This is a genomic window from Clostridia bacterium (genome assembly GCA_024653205.1).
Taxonomy (GTDB): domain Bacteria; phylum Bacillota; class DSM-521; order Neomoorellales; family SLTJ01; genus JANLFO01.
The window spans coordinates 1-20791 of the sequence record JANLFO010000030.1; the positions used below are offsets into that span (position 1 = coordinate 1).

Consider the following 20791-nt stretch of genomic DNA (forward strand, 5'->3'; position numbering starts at 1 on the left):
TATGAGCGCGGGAGTTTGGAGGAGTTGAAAGCTAAATCATTGAGATAGGAGGTATATAGTTGCATCAACACCTGGCCTACCAAGAAATGGTATGTGGGACGGGGGGTTAGGTTAACCGACCTGCTCGACGCGGCGGGGGGCATCAAACCGGGGGCCACGTTGATAAGGTTTTATGCCAGCGACGGCTACTACATGACGCTCACGGTCCAGGAACTGTTGAGAGACAGGCGTTATCGCTTCCCCAATTTCAAGAGCGGCGGCGGGGATGGGGACGGGCATATTCCCGGCGACCCGTCGGGGGCCGTAGAGGTGGAGACGATCATCGGCCTGGTCAGCGCCGAGGGCACTGATGATCCTTCCTACATGGACGACAGCAATACACCGATGCTGATGCTGGGCCAGCGGGCGGTGACCGAGCAGACCGGCCCCTTGTTTGTGAAATACGTAAACAAAATCGAGGTGCTCACCAGTGCCATCCCCAAGTGGGATGCGCCGCGTGCCGACCCGCCGGGCGGTACGGTGCCCGCCGGAACGCTAGTAAGGCTGAGCAATAACAACATGGATATCGACAAGATCCATTACACTACCGACGGCAGTACGCCGGACCTGAACAGCCCGATATATAACTGGATTGCCCGGCGGTGGTGGTCGGCCCGGGGCGAGCAAACGGTAGCGGAAATCAATCACCCCATCGAAATAACCAAGGATACCGTTATTAAGGCGGTAACCATTGGTCCGGGTAAGTTAGACAGCGAGGTAGTCACCTTCACCTACAAGGTCACAGGAACCCAGACCAGCCAAACGGATGCAGTGTCACCCGGCGAAGGGGGCACGGTAAGCCTGGGGGACGAAGCCGTCATCGAAATACCGGCGGGAGCGCTGGCCGGTAGCAACCCCGTGGAGGTAAGAATAGACCGCGTGGAGGCGCCCCCGGCGGCGCCGGCAGGTCTTAAGCTGGTCGGCGGCGTGTACGAGTTCACCGTAGACGGCAAGCCAAACTACAGCTTCAAAAAGCCCGTGACCATCAAGCTCAAGTTTGACCGGGATGAGGCAGGTTCGGAGGCACCGGCCATTCATTACTACGACGAAACGGAGAAGAAGTGGGTTAACATCGGCGGCAGAGTAACCGACGACTTCATCAGCGTCCAAACCGACCACTTCACCAAGTTCGCCGTGATGGTGGCCCTACCCGCCAGCGTGACGGCAAAAATCAACCCCGGCGAAGGGGGCACGGTAAGCCTGGGAGATGAAGCCGCCATTGAAATACCGGCCGGGGCGCTGGCCGGAACCGGCCCGGTGGAAGTGAAAATCGAGAAGGTGAACGCTCCTCCCGCCCCGCCGGCGGGCTACAGGCTGGTGGGCGGCGTATACGAATTCACCGTAGACGGAAAACCCAGCTACAGCTTCGCCAAAAAGGTCACTATCCGCCTCAGCCTTGATCCCGGCGCCCTGGGCGAAGGAGAAGCTCCGTCCGTCCACCGGTACGACCAAGACGCGGGCCGGTGGGTTAACCTGGGCGGCGAGGTAAGGGGCAACACCGTAAGCGTGGAGGTAGACCATCTCAGCAAGTACGCGGTAATGGCAGAGGCAAAATCCCCGGCGCCGGTCTTCTCCGACACCGCCGGGCACTGGGCGGAAAACAGCATTAGAGAGCTGGTTGTCCTGGGGGCGATCGGCGGCTACCCGGACGGCACCTTCAGGCCCGACAACCAGATCACCCGGGCGGAGTTCGCCAGCGTGCTGGTAAGGGCGCTTAAGCTGGAGCCCGCGCCGGGCAAGACGTTCGCCGACACCGCCGGCCACTGGGCCCAGGCCTCGGTAGCCACGGCCGTCTATCATGGCCTGGTCGCGGGCTACGACGCCGACACCTTTGGCCCGGACGACCCCATTACCCGGGAGCAAATGGCGGCCATGACGGTGAGGGCGGCCCGGCTAAGCCCGGTCGCGGCGGGCATGCCGTTTAGGGATGCCGGCAGCACCTCCGGCTGGGCCAGGGAAGCGGTGGCCACCGCGGTGCAGAACGGGATCATCAGCGGCTATCCGGACAATACCCTGCGTCCCCAGGGTCACGCCACCCGGGCCGAGGCGGTGACGGTAGTCCTCAAGGTCCTGAAGGCCCTGGGACGTCCGGGGCAGGGGGGGTGACGGGAGGAAACGTGAGACTGGACCGGCTCTGAGACTATATTGCTCCGAGCCCGCGACCTAAAGGAGGCGTCCCATGGTCGCCGGGCCGGCAGGGTTCGCGCCGGAAACGGGCGGGCCTCCCGTGGCGGAAAGGAGCGTTTACCCGGATACCCGGATCCGGCCTGCCTTCCGCCGGCCGGATCTTATTTGGACGGAGAGGAGGTGAGGGCGGACGCCTCTTTGCTGGGAACAGTGGTCTCGCCGAAATGCGATGGGAGGAGGGAGAGTCAAAGTGACAGGAAGAGGGATCAAAGACATCGGCTGGCGGCCGGTGTGGGCTATTGTTCTGTGTTTATTGTTGGCGGCTGGCTTGACGGGTTTGCTCGGCCTGCTGGCGTCTGCGCCGGCGCTGGCTGCCGGGGGCGACCTAGTCATTGAAGGGCCGGGGCTGAACAACCCCGGGCCCATAACCATTACCCAATCTCAGCTACGGGGAGAGGCCGACCTACCCCCGGAGTTGCAGGCGGTATACGGCAAGGCGCGTCTAGAGCAGTACGATGAATGGTACAGCGTCATCAACACCTGGCCTACCAAGAGCTGGTACCGGGGACGGGGGGTCAAGCTGACCGACCTTTTGAAGCTGGCCGGGGGGCTTAAGCCGGAGGCTACTTTGCTCTATTTTCTTGCCTCTGACGGCTACATGGTGACCTTTACGGTGCGGGAGCTGGTTTACGAACCCCGGTATCGTTTTCCCAATTTCATGAGCACCGGTGTGGCGGGCCACATTCCCGGCGACCCGTCGGGGGCGGTGCGGGTAGAAACCATCATCGCCCACCACAGTTTCACCAGCCAGAGCCTTGAGGAGATTCTCGACGACAGCAAGCTTAACCCTAACTATGCCAACCACCTCCTGTACGGACAGCGGGCGGTAACCCAGCAGACCAACCCCAGGTTTGCCAAGTACGTAATCAAAATCGAGGTGCTGACCGATCCCGTGGCCAAGTGGGATAACCCCACGGCCACTCCTCCGCCCGGAGAGGTGCCGGTGGGCACTAAGGTGGAGTTGCACGGCCCGGCGGACGACGAGGACAAGGTGCACTACACCTTGGACGGCAGCGATCCGACCATAGAAAGCCCCATGTACAATTGGATTGCCCGGCGCTGGTGGTCCTCGCGGGCCGACGTTCTCGACGAAATCAACCGGCCGATAGAGATCACCCAGGACACCACCATCAAGGCCTTTGTCACCGGCCCCGGCCGGGAGGACAGCGACATCGTAACTCTCGAGTACACGGTGCCCAGGGTAGCGGTAACCGGGGTGAGCATTGCCGAGGGTGACGAGGTGGAGCTGGAGGCGGGCCAGACCAAGCAGCTCACGGCGGTGGTCCAGCCGGTAAACGCCACCAACCAGAACGTTACCTGGTCCAGCAGCAATGCGGCTGTCGCCACGGTGAGTGAGACCGGCCTGGTGACCGCAGTATCGCCCGGCACCGCCACCATCACGGTCACCACGCAGGACGGGGGCCACACCGACAGCATCACCGTGACCGTGGTGCCGGCAGAGCCGGACAGGCCGAGATACAGTGTAGAGCCGGCGGAAGACGATCTTTACACCATCGGGGCGACACCGGACGGCATCAAGACCATGACCGTCAACGCCGGCGCGAGCGGCTTTGCATACTTCACGGTCGGCATTGAGCCGCTTGTCGCCCACGACGGCAGCGAGACCGTGGTGTTCGCCCACTTCAGGAGCGGTGCCCAGATGGGGCTCAACGCTCTCAGGGCCGACTTTGACGGGGTTGGGGCCGGTCAGGCCCAGGCGGGCTTCAACGTGCAGCCCGGAGACGTGATCAAGGTTTTCGTTGTGGACGCGCTGAGCAATGCCCCTGACCACAATCCAAAGATCTTGCAGTAGCGCCCGGCCCGATGTGGCCGGAACCAACCGGAGCGCGGCCGGGCAAGCCCTGGGGCGTCCCTTCAGGGAGGGCCTTGCCCGGCGCCCGCCAGCGTGGAGGTGGACCGCCTCGGCCGGTACGCGGTAATGGCGGCGGTGAAGGCTCCGGCCTTCTCTGACCCAGCCGGCCGCTGTGGTACCCTTCCGGCGCCGATCACGCGGGGGATGGGAGGGAGGGGATAGTGATCCGCTGGACCTTTGGAGGCAAGAGCCGCTTTCACCCGCTGCCGGCCGCCGTCCTTGTCCTGTGCCTGGTTGTGAGCGCGGTGGCCCCGGCCTTGGCCCAACCTTCGGAGTCGGTTAAGATCACCGGCGACGGCGTGGCGCATCCCCTGGAACTGACCCGGGCCGAACTGGAGGCCATGGAGCAGTACGAGCACGTGTACAGCACCGTCAACACCTGGCCCACGAAGAAGTGGTACCGGGCGAGAGGGGTGAAGTTGCGCCAGTTGCTGGCACTGGCCGGGATAAAGCCGGAGGCCAAGCTGGTCAGGTTCGTGTCCGCCGACGGCTACGAAGTGCTGCTCACGGTCAAGCAGCTCTTGTCAGACAAGCGCTATTACTTCCCGGGCTTGAAGGAGAACCACCCCACGGACGGGAGTATCCCCGGCTCCTCCAAAGGGGCGGTGGAAGTGGAGCCCATCCTGGCCCTGGTCGCCGCCGAGGGCAGCGAGGATCCCGAGGAGATGAACGACCGGGACGCTCTGCTGCTGGTCATGGGCCAGCGGGCCGTGACCGAACAGACGAATACCCTGTTTCTGAAATACGTGAGCAAGATCGAGGTGCTTACCACCGAGCCGGAAAAATGGGACAGTCCCAAGGCCAACATACCCAGCGGGATGGTGGTGCCCAAGGGGACCGCCATCAGGCTGAGCAACAAGCGCAACAACGAGGACAAGATCCACTACACCACCGACGGCAGCACCCCCACTGTGAATAGTCCCATGTACAACTGGTGCGCCAGCCGCTGGTGGCCGCTGCGGGACGATCTCGATAGCGTCAATCGGCCCATCGTGATTGAGAAGGACACGGTGATCAAGGCCGTCACCATCGGCCCCGGCCGGGAGGACAGCGAAGTGGTAACCTTTACCTACACCGTGGACCCCACGGGCCGGGCGGTAGACCCGACCACCGTGTCCGGCGGGCCGCCCACGGGGGTGACCCTGGATCGCAGTGCGCTCAGCCTCCGGGTGGGGAGCAGTTTCCAGTTGGCGGCCACCATAGAGCCGTTTAACGCCGATGACCAGCGCCTGATCTGGAGCTCCAGCGATACCCGGGTGGCCACGGTAGATAACCGGGGCCTGGTGACGGTGGTGGGGCCGGGAACCGCCACCATCACGGTAAGGACGGCAGCGGGCGGGTACGCGGCCACCTGCGTGGTGAGCAGTTCCCCTCCGGACGGCGTGGCCCCGGGTGACGCGCCGGCGGCCGGCGAGACCGGCGGGAACGACGTCACGGAGGAGCCCTGGCCGACAGGGGAGCCGCCGGCGCCACCCCCGGCCGTTGCCGGGCAAGGTGCGGGAACGCCTGCCGAGACCTCACCGGCCGAGGAGGGTCGGGGGGGTGACCCGCCAAGGGAGGCCCCCGCGGAACCGCCGCCGCAGGAGCGGCCGGAGGTCGAACCGGAGGAGGAGCGGCCGGTGCCGGAGGGGATGCAGTACCTGGCCCGAAAGGAGGACTTGGCCGCCCCGGGCGCCAAGGAGGCGCCGGAGCAGCCGTCCGGCCCATCCCCGCAGGTATTTGAGGTGTCGATAGCCGTGCCCGCAACCCTTCCGGAGGAAAGGGAAGGGGCGGGTGTCGGCGCGGCGGCGGTATTCCTGGTTCTCCTTCTCTCCGGTGCGGCCAAAACCTACGTCGAATACGCGAAGGAGCGATAAACCAAGGTGACGGAAGCGGTCTTGACCCCCTTGAAGGATACGATGCACGCCGTCTCCTCCGCCCTGCTGATGCCGGCCCTTGCCGCGCTGCTGTTTATGCTGGCCTTATCGGTATTCGAGCTGGGAGCCCTGCTGGTGGAATCCTTCATCGGGGCGCGGAGGATGAAGGTGGGCGTGCCGGAACTGATAAACGCCTTTCACCGGAAGAGTATCGAGGAGATCAGGGAAGAGATCGAGCGCAGCCGCCTGCTGCGCCGCCACAAGGCGGCCCTGGCCGAGCTGATCCGGCACGCCGGCCTGCCGGCCGCCTCCCTCCAGGCCCTGGCCCGCCGGCTGCTGGCCGGCGAGGAACTGCACTATACCCGGATTACCAACCGGACCGACGTGGTGACCCGCCTGGGCCCCATGTTGGGCTTGATGGCTACTTTGATCCCGTTGGGGCCGGGGATGATCGCCCTGGGCCAGGGCGACACCAAGACACTGGCCGATTCGCTGCTGACGGCCTTCGACGCCACGGTGAGCGGCCTGGCCGCGGGCGGTTTGGCCTTTGTCATCTCCCGGGTGCGCAAGCGGTGGTATGAAGACCACTTGAGTTCTCTGGAGGCCCTGATGGAGGGCCTAATGGAGGTGCTGGCCCGTGGACGGGGGACTGAGGAGGAGAAGACGCTGGCCGGAGGAGGAGGTTAACCCGCTGGAGGGTACCATCAACATCGTGGACGCCATGCTGGTCTTTGCCTGCGGGCTGATGCTCGCCCTGGCGCTGTACTGGAACGTAGATCTGGGCCCCCAAGGAGAGCGGGTTAACCTGACCCGCGGGCGGGAGGTGACGGAAGTCCCGGAGATACGTAACGATCTGATTGAAACCCAGGGCCAAGGCAAGCTTTATCAGAGAATGGGCACGGTCTACAAGGACCCGGAAACGGGGCAGCTGTTCATGCTGACCGAGAGTGGGCAGGAATAGCCTCGTGCAGGCACGGCGACCGTGTGGGCCCGGGTTGCCAGTATTGCGTCCGAAGGCCGAGAAGTGAACGTCGGCCACTGCCTAGTTAACGAGGGGGGATGGGCTCAATGCGAACTCGGAAAAAACGAGTGACAACCTCCCGGGCTTTCCCGGCGAAGGGCTGCCGAAGAAACTCACGCTCTTACCGGTTGACGGGGGCCGTCCTGGCCATCCTGCTGCTTGCCGCCTCGTTTAGCCTGTCAATTCCATCAGTGGCCCTGGCCAAATCGGATACCCTGGAAATTACCGGAGACGGGGTCACCAATCCGGTAACCTTTACCCGTGAAGACCTGGAACAAATGGAGCAGCACCAGTATCTGTACAGCGCTATCAACACCTGGCCCACCAAGAAATGGTATGTAGGAAAAGGAGTCAAATTGTGGGATCTGCTTCTAAAGGCGGGGATCAAACAAGGTGAGGCCAAGCTGCTCCGGTTTTACGCCACCGACGGTTATATGGTGACGCTTACTTTTAAGGAACTGTTCCAGGACAAGCGTTATCGGTTCCCCAATTTCAAGACCGGCGGCGACGCCGACGGGCACGTCCCCGGCGATCCCTCGGGCCAGGTGGAGGTGCCGGCCCTGGTCGCCCTCCTCAGTGTGGAGGGAAGCGACAACCCCAAGTACATGAACGATCTGAACACCTTCCTGCTAATGCTGGGGCAGCGGGCGGTTACCGAGCAGACGGGGAACCTGTTCGTAAAGTACCTCAACAAGATCGAGGTGCTCACCACCGAGCCGGAGAAGTGGGATGCCCCGCAGGCCAATCCGCCGCCGGGCCTGGTTCCGCCGGGCACCATGGTGACGCTGAGCAACCTCCATATGGACGACGACAAGATTTACTACACCCTGGACGGCAGCACCCCCACCCTGGAGAGCCCGATGTACAACTGGATCGCCAGCCGGTGGTGGGCGGCCAGGGCCGATGCCTTGGGAACCGTCAATCGCCCCATCGGCCCGATTAACGAGGATACCACCATAAAGGCCGTCACCATCGGCCCGGGCAAGCTGGACAGCGACGTGGTTACCTTCCACTACCGGGTGGCCGAGGCGCCGGACCGGCCGGCGGAGGCCGTGCCGCCGCAAAAAGTCGTCCGGCTTGCCGTCGGCAGGGTGGAAGCCGAGGTTGACGGCGCTTCCTACACCCTGGAGGCGGCGCCTTTCGTGGACCCGGGCTCGGGACGCACGCTGGTGCCGCTGCGCTTCGTGAGCGAGGCCCTGGGGGCGGGTGTCAGTTGGGACCCGGAGAGCCGGCGGATAACCGTCACCGAGGGGGGTAAGGAGATCGTGCTGAGGCTCGGGTCGGCCGAGGTGGAGGTCAACGGCGCCAAGCAGACCATCGACTGCGCTCCGGCAGCGCTTCCGCCCGGCCGTACCTTTGTTCCCTTGCGCTTCGTGAGCGAAGCCCTGGGGGCCAAGGTGGATTACGAGGCGGGCAGCGGTCAGGTCCTGATTACCCGGTAACGGCAGAGCCGAGCCCTGTTCTGACCAAGACACTTGTTGCTCCGAGCCCGCGACCTAAAGGACACCAGCCCACGGTCGCCGGGCCGACAGGGCTCGCCGGGAAACGGGCGGGCCTCCCATGGCGGAAAGGAGCCTTTGCGCGGATACTCAGATCCGGCGCCTAAGAAGTACAGGGGAAAGGGGAGAAGCAAGTGGGAGGAAGAGGAAACAGCCGGGGGCACCGGCTTCTGTCGATCATCCTGAGAATTACCCTGATCATAGGCCTTGCGGCGGGCTTGTTCGGGCTTTCGGCCCCTGCGCCGGCTCAGGCGGAGGAGCCGGCGATCGACGTTCTTTACGAGGGCACCGTTACCCTGACCCCGGGCGAGACCTTTACCGTGATCGCCTACAACTCCAGTGTGGCCTACACGGTGTACGAAACCACGCCCCTGGGGGCCCTGCAGGCCGCGGCCGCGGCCGGCGGCTTCACCTACGATGTGACCGACAAGAAGTACGCGGACTCGGGCGTTCTTCTTCTGGACAACGTAGGGAGCTACCCTTACGTAAAAGGGGGCAGCAAGTGGTACGCCTACGTCAACGGCGTTCATAAAGACGGCTACGACAGCCGCGACCAAGCCCTGAACCTGCTCCAGCTTGCCGATGCTGACCGCGTGGAGTTCTACTATGCCGCCGGCATTGCCAATCCCGACGACTTTGAGGCCGTTAAGGCGGCGGCCACCGCGGCGGTGAAAACGGTGGTCTCCGTGGAGGGGGCCGGAGGAGGTGGCGGAGGCGCACCTGCCGACTGGACCCTGGAGCTGGCGGGCGCCAAGGAGACCACGGTGACCAGGTCCTTCTTTGAGCAGGCCCTGGCCTGTTCGTCTTCGGGCCACCAGGTTTCCTGGACCGACGGCGACGGCAATGTCTGGACGGGCGTGCCGCTCTGGCTGCTGGTGGCCATGGTCGACGACGACCCTGATGTCGGCACCTACCACTTCAACTTTAACGACGACCTCGCCGCCCAGCACTATGAGGTTAACGTCATATCCAGCGACGGGTGGACGGCCACCTTCGACAGCGCCGACATCGCCCGCAACAACGGATATATCGTGGCCAATACGCTGAACGGAGAACCGCTGCCCCTCCAGACCGATTCGGGGAAACCGTGCTGGCCGCTGCACCTGAAGGGTTCGGCGGTGTTCGGCGGGCAGCAGGTGGGTGGCATCGTCCGCATCGAGCTCTCGGGCCTTCCCCAGCCTTCCGAGGGATGGACCCTGGAGCTGGTGGGCGATGTAGGGGACACCATCACCCAGGAGGAGTTTGAAGAGGCGCTGGCCTGCCAGCATTCGGGCCACTACCGGGAGTGGACCGACAAAGACGGCAAAGTCTGGTCCGGCGTGCCCCTGTGGGTGCTGCTGGGGGCGGTGGACGACATCGAGCCGGGCAACCACTGGACCTTCAACGACCAGCGGGCGCAGGCCGGCTACACGGTGAAGGTGGAGGCCGCCGACGGCTACAGCAAGACCTTTGCCAGCGCGGATGTAGCCCGAAGCGACAACTACATCGTTGCCAATAAATGCAACGGTGAGCCGCTTACCGGTTCGTCGGCGCCCCTGCGTTTGGTGGGTCCCGGCGTTACGGAAGCCGACGGCTCCCTGGGCGGCTCGGCCGTAGGCGGCATCGTCAGGATAGAAATCCCCGAACTGCAAACACCCGCGGCCGCGCCCGGTAGCTGGAACCTCAGCCTGACCGGCAAGATCAGCGACGTTATTTCCCAGGCCGAGTTCGAGGCCGGCCTGGCCTGCCCGGCCTCGGGACACCTGGCCGAGTGGACCGACAAGGACGGCAACGTCTGGTCAGGCATGCCGCTTTGGCTCCTGGCCGGCTGGGTGGATGATCGCCAGCCGCACGGGTACAACTTCAGCCAGGCCATGGCCGGCTACAAGGTCCTGGTCAAGGCCGGGGACGGCTACACCAAGGAATTTGCCGGCGCGGATATAGCGCAGAGCAACGACTACATCCTGGCCAACCGGTGCAACGGCCAGCCGCTTTCCGGTTCGGCCTGGCCCCTGCGCCTGGTGGGCGCCGGCGTGGCCAGGGAGGACGGGTCCTTAAGCGGGGCCAGCGTGGGCAACGTGGTGGAGATCGAGCTGACCGAATTCGGGTCCGCCCTGCCCATTCCCCAACTGCACATCGTCAAGTACGGCCCGGACCGCACCACGGTGATTCAGGAGCGGACAATTGATTATCGCTGGATGGAGCAAAACCTTCCGGTGATAGGCGACGGGCAGAAAATCTACCGCTTCGAGGGCGTCACCTTCAACCCGAACGATCTGTGGGACCCGGAAGAGAAGTGCCCGGCCGGCTTTAAGATTTCCAACGCGGTGAAGGGCACGCGCCTCTCCGACCTCTGCGATCTGGTGGGCGGCATGGGCGCGGGCACCGAAGTGGTGCTGGTGGCCAGCGACGGCTACGAGACCCGGCTGCCCTACTCCTCCGTTTACCCCGACCCGTCGGTGCGGGCCCGCCAGGGTGATGCCATTCTGGCCTGGTGGGCGGACGGGAAGTACGTCCCGTACTACGACGAGGGGATGCGCCTGTTCTTCACCCCCGAGGACGGCATCTACGGCCAGTGGGACATGCACGAGACCCTGCCGGAAAAGTACTGGCACTACTACTACAGCGACGGCATCCGGTATCCATCCTGCGCCGGTTTATCGGCCAAGTGGGTCACGGAAATCAGGGTCTATTCCGTGCCCGAGGGAGACTGGACGCTGGAGCTTGACGGTCAGGGTATCGGCGGCCTCCGGTATGAGGTGAGCAAGACGTACTTCGAACAGGCCCTCGCCTGCCAGTTCGGCGCCAACCACAAGGCCACCTACACGGATCCCGAAGGCCGGGTCTGGGAGGGAATGCCGCTTTGGTTCCTGGCCGGGTTCGTGGATGATGCCGACCAGCATTCCGACAACGCCTTTAACGATGAACTCGCGACGGGTGGCTACCGGGTAGTGATTACGGCGACGGACGGCCATTCGGTGAGTATCGATAGCCGGGAGATCATCCGCAACAGCAACTACATTGTGGCCAATTCCCTCGACGGGCAGCCTCTGCCCGACGAGGACTGGCCGCTGCGGCTGGTGGGCCCGGCGGTCGGCGGGCAAACCTCGATCGCCAAGATCGCCGGCATCAGCTTAGTCCCGTCAGTCCCGGCCGGGGCGGTTACCCTGGAACTCAGCCGGAGCGAAGCGTCCGTAGGCGAGACCGTAACCGCATCGGGTACGGCACCTCCCGACTCCTGGGTGCCCCTCAAGGTGACGGACGCGGCCGGCTCCATCCTGGTGTTCGACGCCACGAGGGCCGGCGCCGACGGCAGCTACAGTATCGAGTTCGTGATCCCGCCGAAGGCCTCGGGTACACTCACCGTGACCGTCGGGGAGGGGACCGACGTGGCCACCGGGAGCCTGACCGTAGTCCCGGCCGGAACCGTGGCCAAGCCCATGGCGTGGCCGCCGGGGGGCACGGTACCACCCGGCACTCGCGTGACCCTCAAGACCGCTACCCAGGGTGCGGACATTTACTACACCCTGGACGGCACTGCCCCGACTGAGGCGAGTACGAAGTATACCGGGTCGATTACTATTAACCCGCCGGTTACCCTAAAGGCCATCGCCGTCAGGACCGGCTGGCAGGACAGTGAAGTCCTGACGGTGCAATACAGCCTCGCCGAACCCATAACCGGAAATGAGGTGGCGGTAGAGCGCTCCAAGAAGAACCTGGCGGTGACCGAACAAACCCAGGGAACCGTAAGGATAGCCGTACCCGACGAGGTGAAAGACGCGACCATCAGCGTCACCGGACTCCTGAAGGAGCCCGATCCCGTATCCGGCGCCGTGACCACCGGGCCTTTGCCTGCCTCTCTTAACATCGAGGTCACCGACACTGCCGTGAGTCCCGCGCCCATAAAGGTGTCCATACCGAGAGGAACCACCGTCAGCGGCCCGGCAGAATGGAACGGGACCATCAACGTGCCCAGGGTGGAGCCGGCCCAATCGGTGAAGGTAGAGGCGGATCCCGGGAAAAAGGCCAAAGTGCATACCGTAATTGAAGTCGGTTACGAGGACGTACCCTTGACCTTTGACAAAGCCGTGCGGCTGGTTATCCCCGGCCAGGCAGGAAAGGAGGCGGGATACTACCGGGGCGGCAAGTTCACCAAGATCCCCAGCCTGCCGTCCGGCGCCCGGGACGACCAAGCCTGGGCGGATACCAACCTACCGTCCGGCGGGGACGGCAAGATGAGCGTCGGACCCGACCTGGTGATCTGGACCAAGCATTTTACCAAGTTCGTTACCTACACGCAGACTTCCATCAGCACCGGCGGCGGCGGAGATGGCGGAGGTGGCGTCCCCAGCCCGGCGCCTGTGACCTCCACCACCGGAGCGGCGAACGTCAATCCGGCCGCCGGCGGAACCATCAGCCTGGGGGATGAGGCCGCCATCGTAATCCCGGCCAATGCCCTCAGCGGTTCACAGGCGGTGGAAGTGAAAATCGAGAAGGTGAGCGCGCCTCCGGCCCCGCCGGCGGGCCATAGGTTGGTCGGCAGTGTATACGAGTTTACCGTAGACGGAAAACCCACCTACAGTTTTGCCAAGAAAGTAACCATCACCCTCAGCTTCGATGCCAGTGCCCTTTCCGAAGGTGAAACTCCCTCCATACACCGCTACGACGAAGGCCTGGGCCGGTGGGTTGATCTCGGCGGCCGGGTAGCGGGCAACAGCATAAGCGTGGAGGTAGAGCACCTCAGCAAATACGCCGTAATGGTAGCGGTAAGAGCGCCGCAGCCGCAGGCGAGCTTCTCGGACACTGCCGGGCACTGGGCGGAGGACAGCATCAAGGAACTGGTAGGCCTGGGGGTCATCGGCGGCTACCCGGACGGGACTTTTAGGCCCGACAACAAGATCACCCGGGCCGAATTTGCCGCCCTTCTGGTAAGGGCGTTCAAGCTTGAGGGCCAGGGCGGCAAGGTCTTTGCCGACACGGCCGGGCACTGGGCGCAGGACGCCATAGCCACCGCCGCCCACCACGGTCTGGTCGCGGGCTATAACGCCGACACCTTTGGGCCGGACGACCCCATTACCCGGGAGCAGCTGGCGGCCATGATGGTCAGGGCGGCCAGGCTGAGCCCGGTGAGCGCGGAAATGTCCTTTAAGGACGGCGGCAGCATCTCCGGCTGGGCCAGGGCAGCGGTGGCCACGGCGGTGAAGAGCGGGATCATTAAGGGCTATCCGGACAACACCCTGCGTCCCCAGGGCCACGCCACCCGGGCCGAGGCGGTCACGGTTGTCCTCAAGGCTTTGCAGAAGTAGCCGCGCACAGAGGGCAGAGGCATACGGCGGGAGGGGTTAGGGCCCCTGCCGCCGTATGCCCTCCCGCTGGACGAGCGGCGGATTGGCCGGCGGGAGATTGCGGCGGCAGTAAGAGTAAGAGGCAGGTCCGGTCGCACCGGCGAAAAGGCGGAGAAGGTGTACGGCCGGAGGATGGAGGTTGATAGATGTTCTTGGGGCGCCGGAGGGCTTTCTCGGGACGCGTTTTTCCTGTCCTGCTGATGCTGGGGTTTGCTGCCTTACTGGCCGTTTTGCCCCTTTTCCCGGCTCCGGCGCAGGCGGCGGGGACAACCTCGGTGCACGTGGTGAAGTACGCGTCGGACGGGAAGACCGTTATTCGGGAAACGACCGTGGACTATCAATGGATGGAGGAACATCTGCCGGTGCAGGGAGACGGGACCACTCACTATTATCACCAGGGGCCTACATTTGATGAGAACAACCTCTGGGACCCGTCGGAAACGGTAAACCTGAAGGATCACGGTGCACTCAGGGGAACGGACCTCAAGGATCTCTGCGACCTGGTAGGGGGGATGCAGGCGGGGGACGCGGTAAAGGTTAAGGCTGCGGACGGTTTCTACAAGAAGTTCCCCTTCGAAAACGTTTACCACCCGCTCCCCCGGCAGGGCCCCATCGTCCTGTGCTGGTGGAAGGACGGCGAGTACGTCCCCGGCTTCTCTGAAGGGATTAGGCTGGTTTTCTTTGCCCGGACGCCGAACCAGCGCGGACGGTACGTCTTCGGAAATCAGGACATGCGGCAATGCTTTGCGGAATCGTACTGGCATCTCTTCGATAACCACTGGCCCTCCAGCAACGGTTATACGGTACAAAACGTTAACGAGGTGATAATCCTCAGCAGCGAGGCGCCCCCCACTCAGACATTAGTTGTAGTAGTTATTACCCTCTTGGCCGTGGGAGGCCTGGCTGCCGGGGTAGTTTTTCTGAGGAGGAACAGACGTGGCAAAGGTGGCGGATAGAAGACGTTCACTGCTCGGTTCCTTTATTTTAGCCCTGGTTTTGGGCTTCCTCGCGACCTCGGCTGCCCGGGCGGCCGAGCCCACCACCTCGGTGCGGCTGGTGAAGTACGCGGCGGACCATAAGACCGTAGTGGCCGAGAAGCAGGTGGACTACCGGTGGATGGAGGCTAATCTCCCGGTGCACGGGGACGGAAAGACCCATTACTACCACCAGGGACCGGTTTTTGAGGGCGATAAGTGGGACCCCACGCGGACCAAGAACTTGAAGGACAAAGGAGCGGTCAAGGGCACCGACCTCAAGGACCTCTGCGACCTGGTGGGCGGGATGGCTCCCGGGGACGAGGTGGTGGTTTCTGCCCCCGACGGCTATTACGTTAAGTTCGGCCACCGGAACGTTTATGCGCCGCCCGACCGCCAGGGGCCGATAGTGCTCTGCTGGTACAACGGGGAAGAGGTCCAGGCCGGAGAGCGCCAGGGGAGGGGGTACGTGCCGGATTATTTCGCCGGCATGCGGCTGGTTTTTATGCCCAAGGTACCGAACGCCGAGGGCAAGTACGTGTTCGGCAACCAGGACATGAAGGAATGCTTCGACGAGAACTACTGGCATTACTATGAGAACCTCTATCCCAGCACCAACGGGCTGACCGCGAAGTGGGTAAACCAAATCGCGGTATATTCCGGCGGGGCGCCCGAGCAGCCGGCGGTGTTGGCGGCGGAGGCCAACGGGGGAGCCGGGGCTTCCCCGTCTCGCTCCCCAAGCTTCATCATATGGCTTCTGGCGGCCGCCGGGGCGGCGGTTATTGGCCTGGCCGTCTACTTCTTGAAGCGGAAGTAGCGGCGGGAGAGCACGGTAGCCGCCCTCAAGAAGACCGGGCTGGTGCCCTCCCGGGGCATGGGCGTCCAGGCTGAATAAAGCTGGGCGACCGCGGGCGAAGTAAGACCTGCGTCCCGGGTGTGGGCGCGGATGCCCCAGCCTACGGTTTCTTCCGGCCGGGGCGGCCTGCGCCGCGGCCTGAAGGCCGGGTAACGAAAAGAGAGAGGCAGGGAAGCGAAGAAGTGCCGAACCAGGGAAGAAAGCCCAAACTAATTCTCTTGCTGATCCTCATCGGCGTTTGCCTGCTCGCGGTCTCCGGTTACCTCTATTTCACCGGGGAAGAGAAAATCGACTGGACCCTGAACCTGGCGGGCCGCGAGGGCAGCCGGCAGCTCAGCCTGGAGGAGATAAAGAAAATGCCCGCCTGGGAGGGGAGGGGCGGGTTCTTCACCACGGTAGGCCTGGTCAACGGACCGTTCACCTGCAAGGGGGTTCCGGTGGAAGACCTCTGCGCCCTGGTGGGAGGGATCGGGCCGGACGAGTGCCTCTGGGTGTGGGCGCCCGACGGCTACTCCATGGTCTTCTCCTACGAGCAGGTCAAGGGGGATTTCGTGACCTACGATTCCCGGACCCTGAGGGAGATCCCCACCCAAGGGGTGAAAATGATCCTGATGTACGAGCAGGACGGCGCGCCTCTGAAGGAAGACGACGGCCGGCCTCTGCGGATCGCCCTGGTAGGCTCGGATGACTTTCTTACCGAGGGCCACTACTGGGTGAAGTGGGTGGACCGCATGGAAGTGCGGCCGCTAACGGAGGGCGAGACTTAATGAGGGCGGTCAGGATCGCGTCCGCGGCCCTGGTGCTGGCCCTCATCCTCGGCCTGGCCGCCTGCGGACCCCGGGAAGGGCAAAAGGTCAAGCTAAAGGTGGTCTATGCCGGGAGCCTCATCGTGCCCCTGCAGGCGGTGGAGAAGCAGTTTGAGAGCCTGCACCCCGACCTGGAGGTGGACATGGAGGGGCACGGGAGCATCCAGGTGATCCGCTACGTTACCGACCTGAAGAAGCAGGCGGACGTGCTGGCGGTGGCCGACTACACCCTGATCCCGGCCATGATGTACCCGGAGCACGCGGACTGGCTCATCAGGTTCGCCACCAACGAACTGGTCATCGCCTACACCGAGAAAAGCCGGTATGCCTCGGAGATCAGCAGTTCCAACTGGTGCGAAATCCTCTCCCGCCCGGAGGTGAAAATCGGGCTGCCCCATCCTCTGCTGGACGCCTGCGGCTACCGGGCACTGATGATGGTGCAACTGGCCGAGGTGCATTACGGGCATCCCGGACTCTTTGCCAGGATCGTGGCCGACCATTTTACCCCGGCGATTTCGGTGCGGAAAGACCGCGACCGGTACACGATCGACCTCGTGGAGGTAATGAAACCGCGGGACGACAAGTTCGCGGTGCGCGGCGGCAGCATCCAGCTGCTGGCCTTGCTGGAGGCGGGGGCAATCGACTACGCTTTCGAGTATCGCAGCGTGGCCCGGCAGCGGGGTCTCAAGTACGTGGAGTTGCCCCCGGCCCTGAACCTGGGAGCCTCCGACCAGGAGGACTTCTACCGGCGGGTGCGGGTGGCGTTCGGCTTTCAGCGCTTCACCGCTCTGGAAAACGAGCAGGTGGGCAACACCATCTACTACGCCCTCACCATTCCTAAGAACGCCCCCCACCGTTCCCAGGCGCTGGAGTACGTGAAGTTCCTTCTGGGTCCGGAAGGGCAGAGAATATTCGCCGAGAATAACCACCCCTTTGTGCCCCCGGTTGCGGATAACCCGGCCGGCCTTCCGACGGAGCTTGCCGGTCTGGTGAAAGGAGAGTAAACGGGGGCGCAGCCCGCCGGAGCGCGAAGCTCGAGCCCCAGTTCGGTCGGCGAAGCGACCGGTACGAGGGGGAATCAGGACTGCCGGGAGGGCAAACTTGGGACCCACCAGGGCGGAATGCGGTTGCACTTGGCCTACCAGCCTACGGCCGGGAGAGGAGAACGGTTTTGCGGGGAAAGGATCAGGTTTACTGGATCTCGGTGGCCGGCGGTAGCCTGGTTCTGCTGTTTCTGCTTTACCCGCTGCTATACGCCTTCTGGGTTACCGACCCGGCGCTCCTCGTGCAGACCTGGCGCGACTCGGAATTCATTGCCTCCCTGCTCACCAGTTTCTGGACCGCGGGAGCGGCCACCGCCGCCGCGACCCTGACCGGGGTGCCGTTCGCCTACCTCCTGGCCCGGCGGAGCTTCAGGGGAAAGAGGCTGCTGGAGGGGCTTCTTGACCTGCCGGTGGTGATACCGCACACCGTGGCCGGCATTATCCTGCTGATGGCCGTCAGCCCCCATGCCCGCCTGGGCGGCTGGTTGCAGCGGGCCGGCTTCGACTTCGTGGAAACCCACGCCGGGATTGCCATCGCCATGCTGTTCGTGAGCTTTCCCCTTCTGATCAACGCCGCGCGCGATGCCTTCCTTCGCGTGCCGGTGCGGTTGGAATTCGTGGCCCGCACCCTTGGTGCCGGCTCCCTGGCCGTGTTCTTCACGATTACCCTGCCCCTGGCCTGGCGCGGCATTCTTACCGGCATGGTGCTTACCTGGGCCCGGGCGGTGAGCGAGTTCGGCGCGGTCGTAATCCTGGCCTATCACCCCATGACCGCCCCGGTGCTCATATACGAGCGGTTCGAGAGCTACGGCCTGGCCTACGCCCGGCCGGCGGCCGTGCTCCTCCTGGCCGTTTCCCTGCTGGTCTTTGTGGTGGTCCGCCTAATCGCCGGAGGGGATGACTCCCGTGCTGGAAGTTAGCAACCTGGAAGTCCGATTCCCCTCCTTTACCCTGCAGGAGGTGAGCTTCACCGTAGAAGAGGGAGAGTTCTTCCTGGTGCTGGGTCCTTCGGGGGCGGGCAAGACCGTGCTCCTGGAAACTCTGGCCGGGATACACCGGCCCCGGCAGGGCCGGATCCGGCTGGAGGGAGGGGATCTGACTTCGGTCCCGCCGGAAGAACGGCCGATCGGCATCGTCTACCAGGACTACGCCCTCTTTCCTCACCTGACGGTGGAGGAAAACATCCGCTACGCCCTGCGCTTTCGCCGCGGAAGGCCGGCCTTTGCCTGGCAGGACTGGGTGGGCTTTCTGGGTTTGGGGCCTCTGCTTTCCCGCTACCCCGCTACCCTGAGCGGAGGGGAACAGCAGCGGGTGGCCCTGGCCCGCGCCTTGGCCGCCTTCCCGCGCCTGCTCCTCCTGGACGAGCCCCTTTCCGCCCTTGACCCCGACCTGCGGGGGGAGATAGGCAGGGAACTCAGGCGCCTGAACCAGGAGTTCGGCCTGACGATAATCATGGTGACGCACGATTTCTCCGAGGTCTTCGCCTACGGCCGCCGGGTGGCGGTTCTCTTTGGCGGCCGGCTGCTGCAGGTGGGGACCCCGGAAGAAGTCTTCCGGAGGCCGGCGTCGGCGGAAGTGGCCGGGTTCGTGGGCATGGAGAACCTGCTCCCTCTGGAACCCCGGGAGGGGTCGTGGTTCCTGTTGGGCAAACCGGTTCATCCCGGAGCGGAGGCGGTGCAAGGGGCGGGGGCGCCGGCAAGGCCCGGCCCTGCCGGCGTTGTGGCCGGGGTGCGGCCGGAGGACGTGGTCATAGGCCGGTCCCCGCTGCCGTATCCCTATTCCTGGGAGGGCCAGCTGCAAAGCCTGGTTAACGGCGGAGGGGTATTCAGGGCGGAGGTCAGGGTAGGGACCACCACCCTGAGCGCCTACGTTCCCGGCCGGCAACTGGCGGAGGAAGGGTTGCGGGTGGGAGAAAGGGTTTACGTGGGCTTTGCCTGCGAGCACGTCTGCTTCCTGGAGGCGAGGGGCGGTCTATAAGGTAGTACGCAACACCAAACTTCCCAACCCGGGACCTATTAGGGGGAATCGGGAGAGGGTAGGACTTGTAGAGAGTTGTCATCTTGAGCGCGTTCTGCTAAAATCAACACAACGGTGCCCGGAACGGCGGGCCGCATTGCCCGGCTCGGATAAGGAGGTGAAGTCGCGCGTAGTGCAGCCGAAGCCCGGCGGTTCCGGGAAGGGCAGTAACGCCGGAGGAGGTATGGGAACGTGGCAGGCTTGAAGAAAACGCGCCTGGCGAGGTTCGTGGCGCTGGGACTGCTGGTGGTGCTGGTCTGCGGCCTGGCGCTCGTGGCCGGGTGCGGCAAGGGAAGCGGTGAGACCACCGCGCCGCCGGCGCAGACCGGAAGCAGTGAGGCCGCCGCGCCGGCGCAAGGCGGGCAGCCGGCGGGACAGGACCGCGAGGTTATCCTGGCGACCACTACCAGCACCTACGATACCGGGCTACTGGAGTACCTGCTCCCCATCTTTGAGCAGAAGACCGGATACAAGGTCAAGCCCATCGCCGTGGGCACGGGCCAGGCCCTGAAGATGGGTGAGGAGGGCAACGCCGACGCCCTGCTGGTCCACGCGCCGGCTTCGGAGAAACCTCTGGTGGACAAGGGCATTGTGACCAATTATCGTCTGGTCATGCACAACGACTTCATCTTTGTCGGGCCGGCGGACGACCCGGCCGGAGTGCGGCAGGCGGGTACAGCGGTGGAGGCTCTTAAGAAGATCGCCGACCGCAAGGCGGCGTTCGTGTCCCGGGGCGACGACTCCGGTACCCACAAGAAGGAGAAGGAGCTCTGGAAGGCGGCGGCGATTACCCCCGAGGGCGACTGGTACGTGGAGGCCGGGGCGGGAATGGGCCAGACCCTGACCATCGCCTCCGAGCGGGGAGGTTATACTCTCACCGACCGCGGCACCTACCTGGCCATGAAGGATAAGCTGCGCTTGGAGATCGTTCACCAGGGCGATCCCGCGCTGCTGAACATCTACCACGTCATGCAGGTGAACCCGGAGAAGTTCCCGAACCTGGACATTAACGCCGATGGGGCCAAGGCCTTCGTGGAGTTCATGGTCTCCCCGGAGGGGCAGAAGCTTATCGGCGAGTTCGGGAAGGATAAGTACGGCGAGCCCCTGTTCGTTCCCGACGCCGGGAAAGAGGCTCAGTTCGGCGGCTAGGCAGGCGCCGGGCTCGGGAAGAAGAGGGGAGTCATGACCTTGCGGCTGCGAAGGGACCGGTTGGGAAGCAAGAGTGGCATTTGCTGACGCATCCCCCACTTCTTTGAGGGCAGTGCTGGTTTTGCCCGAGTACCTGAAGCGTGCCGGG

At 64.1% G+C, this 20791-nt stretch carries 14 protein-coding genes and 2 riboswitches; all 14 genes read left to right on the top strand.

Annotation, left to right across the window (positions count from 1 at the left end; translation table 11 throughout):
* The first annotated feature begins 159 nt into the window (after positions 1-159).
* The 14 genes from NUV99_11185 (at position 160) to NUV99_11250 (ending at position 20643) form a co-directional block, all read left to right on the top strand.
* Positions 160-2145, top strand: a complete 1986-nt coding sequence (locus tag NUV99_11185; GenBank protein MCR4420654.1) for an S-layer homology domain-containing protein — start codon at positions 160-162, stop codon at positions 2143-2145.
* A 30-nt stretch (positions 2146-2175) separates the two neighbouring features.
* A riboswitch (molybdenum cofactor riboswitch) is annotated at positions 2176-2296 on the top strand.
* A gap of 120 nt (positions 2297-2416) precedes the next feature.
* A complete protein-coding gene (locus NUV99_11190) occupies positions 2417-4039 on the top strand; it encodes an Ig-like domain-containing protein (GenBank protein ID MCR4420655.1) in 1623 nt (540 codons plus the stop codon).
* Positions 4040-4260: 221 nt separating this feature from the next.
* Positions 4261-5955, top strand: a complete 1695-nt coding sequence (locus NUV99_11195; GenBank protein ID MCR4420656.1) for an Ig-like domain-containing protein — start codon at positions 4261-4263, stop codon at positions 5953-5955.
* A gap of 6 nt (positions 5956-5961) precedes the next feature.
* Positions 5962-6642 (top strand): MotA/TolQ/ExbB proton channel family protein, encoded by a 681-nt coding sequence (locus tag NUV99_11200; GenBank protein ID MCR4420657.1) that lies wholly within the window; start codon positions 5962-5964, stop codon positions 6640-6642.
* Positions 6593-6916, top strand: a complete 324-nt coding sequence (locus tag NUV99_11205; protein MCR4420658.1) for a DUF2149 domain-containing protein — start codon at positions 6593-6595, stop codon at positions 6914-6916. Before NUV99_11200 ends, NUV99_11205 begins: the two co-directional genes overlap by 50 nt.
* Positions 6917-7104: 188 nt before the next feature.
* Positions 7105-8418 carry a stalk domain-containing protein gene (locus tag NUV99_11210; GenBank protein ID MCR4420659.1) on the top strand — a complete coding sequence of 438 codons (1314 nt, stop codon included), beginning with the start codon at positions 7105-7107 and terminating at the stop codon, positions 8416-8418.
* 27 nt (positions 8419-8445) lie between these two features.
* Positions 8446-8565: riboswitch (molybdenum cofactor riboswitch) on the top strand.
* 44 nt (positions 8566-8609) lie between these two features.
* On the top strand, positions 8610-13760 hold the full coding sequence (locus tag NUV99_11215) for an S-layer homology domain-containing protein (GenBank protein MCR4420660.1): 5151 nt from the start codon (positions 8610-8612) through the stop codon (positions 13758-13760).
* A gap of 185 nt (positions 13761-13945) precedes the next feature.
* Positions 13946-14755 carry an argininosuccinate synthase gene (locus tag NUV99_11220; GenBank protein MCR4420661.1) on the top strand — a complete coding sequence of 270 codons (810 nt, stop codon included), beginning with the start codon at positions 13946-13948 and terminating at the stop codon, positions 14753-14755.
* Positions 14736-15590 (top strand): argininosuccinate synthase, encoded by an 855-nt coding sequence (locus NUV99_11225; protein ID MCR4420662.1) that lies wholly within the window; start codon positions 14736-14738, stop codon positions 15588-15590. The genes NUV99_11220 and NUV99_11225 overlap by 20 nt, the downstream gene beginning before the upstream one ends.
* A 221-nt stretch (positions 15591-15811) precedes the next feature.
* On the top strand, positions 15812-16396 hold the full coding sequence (locus NUV99_11230; GenBank protein MCR4420663.1) for a molybdopterin-dependent oxidoreductase: 585 nt from the start codon (positions 15812-15814) through the stop codon (positions 16394-16396).
* Positions 16396-17439: a tungstate ABC transporter substrate-binding protein WtpA gene (wtpA, locus tag NUV99_11235; GenBank protein ID MCR4420664.1), complete on the top strand. Its 1044-nt coding sequence runs from the start codon at positions 16396-16398 to the stop codon at positions 17437-17439. The genes NUV99_11230 and wtpA overlap by 1 nt, the downstream gene beginning before the upstream one ends.
* A gap of 167 nt (positions 17440-17606) precedes the next feature.
* Entirely contained in the window at positions 17607-18398 is a 792-nt protein-coding gene (locus NUV99_11240) for an ABC transporter permease (GenBank protein ID MCR4420665.1), read from the top strand.
* A complete protein-coding gene (locus NUV99_11245; protein ID MCR4420666.1) occupies positions 18385-19455 on the top strand; it encodes an ATP-binding cassette domain-containing protein in 1071 nt (356 codons plus the stop codon). The genes NUV99_11240 and NUV99_11245 overlap by 14 nt, the downstream gene beginning before the upstream one ends.
* Positions 19456-19686: 231 nt before the next feature.
* A complete protein-coding gene (locus NUV99_11250) occupies positions 19687-20643 on the top strand; it encodes a substrate-binding domain-containing protein (GenBank protein MCR4420667.1) in 957 nt (318 codons plus the stop codon).
* Positions 20644-20791 lie beyond the last annotated feature (148 nt).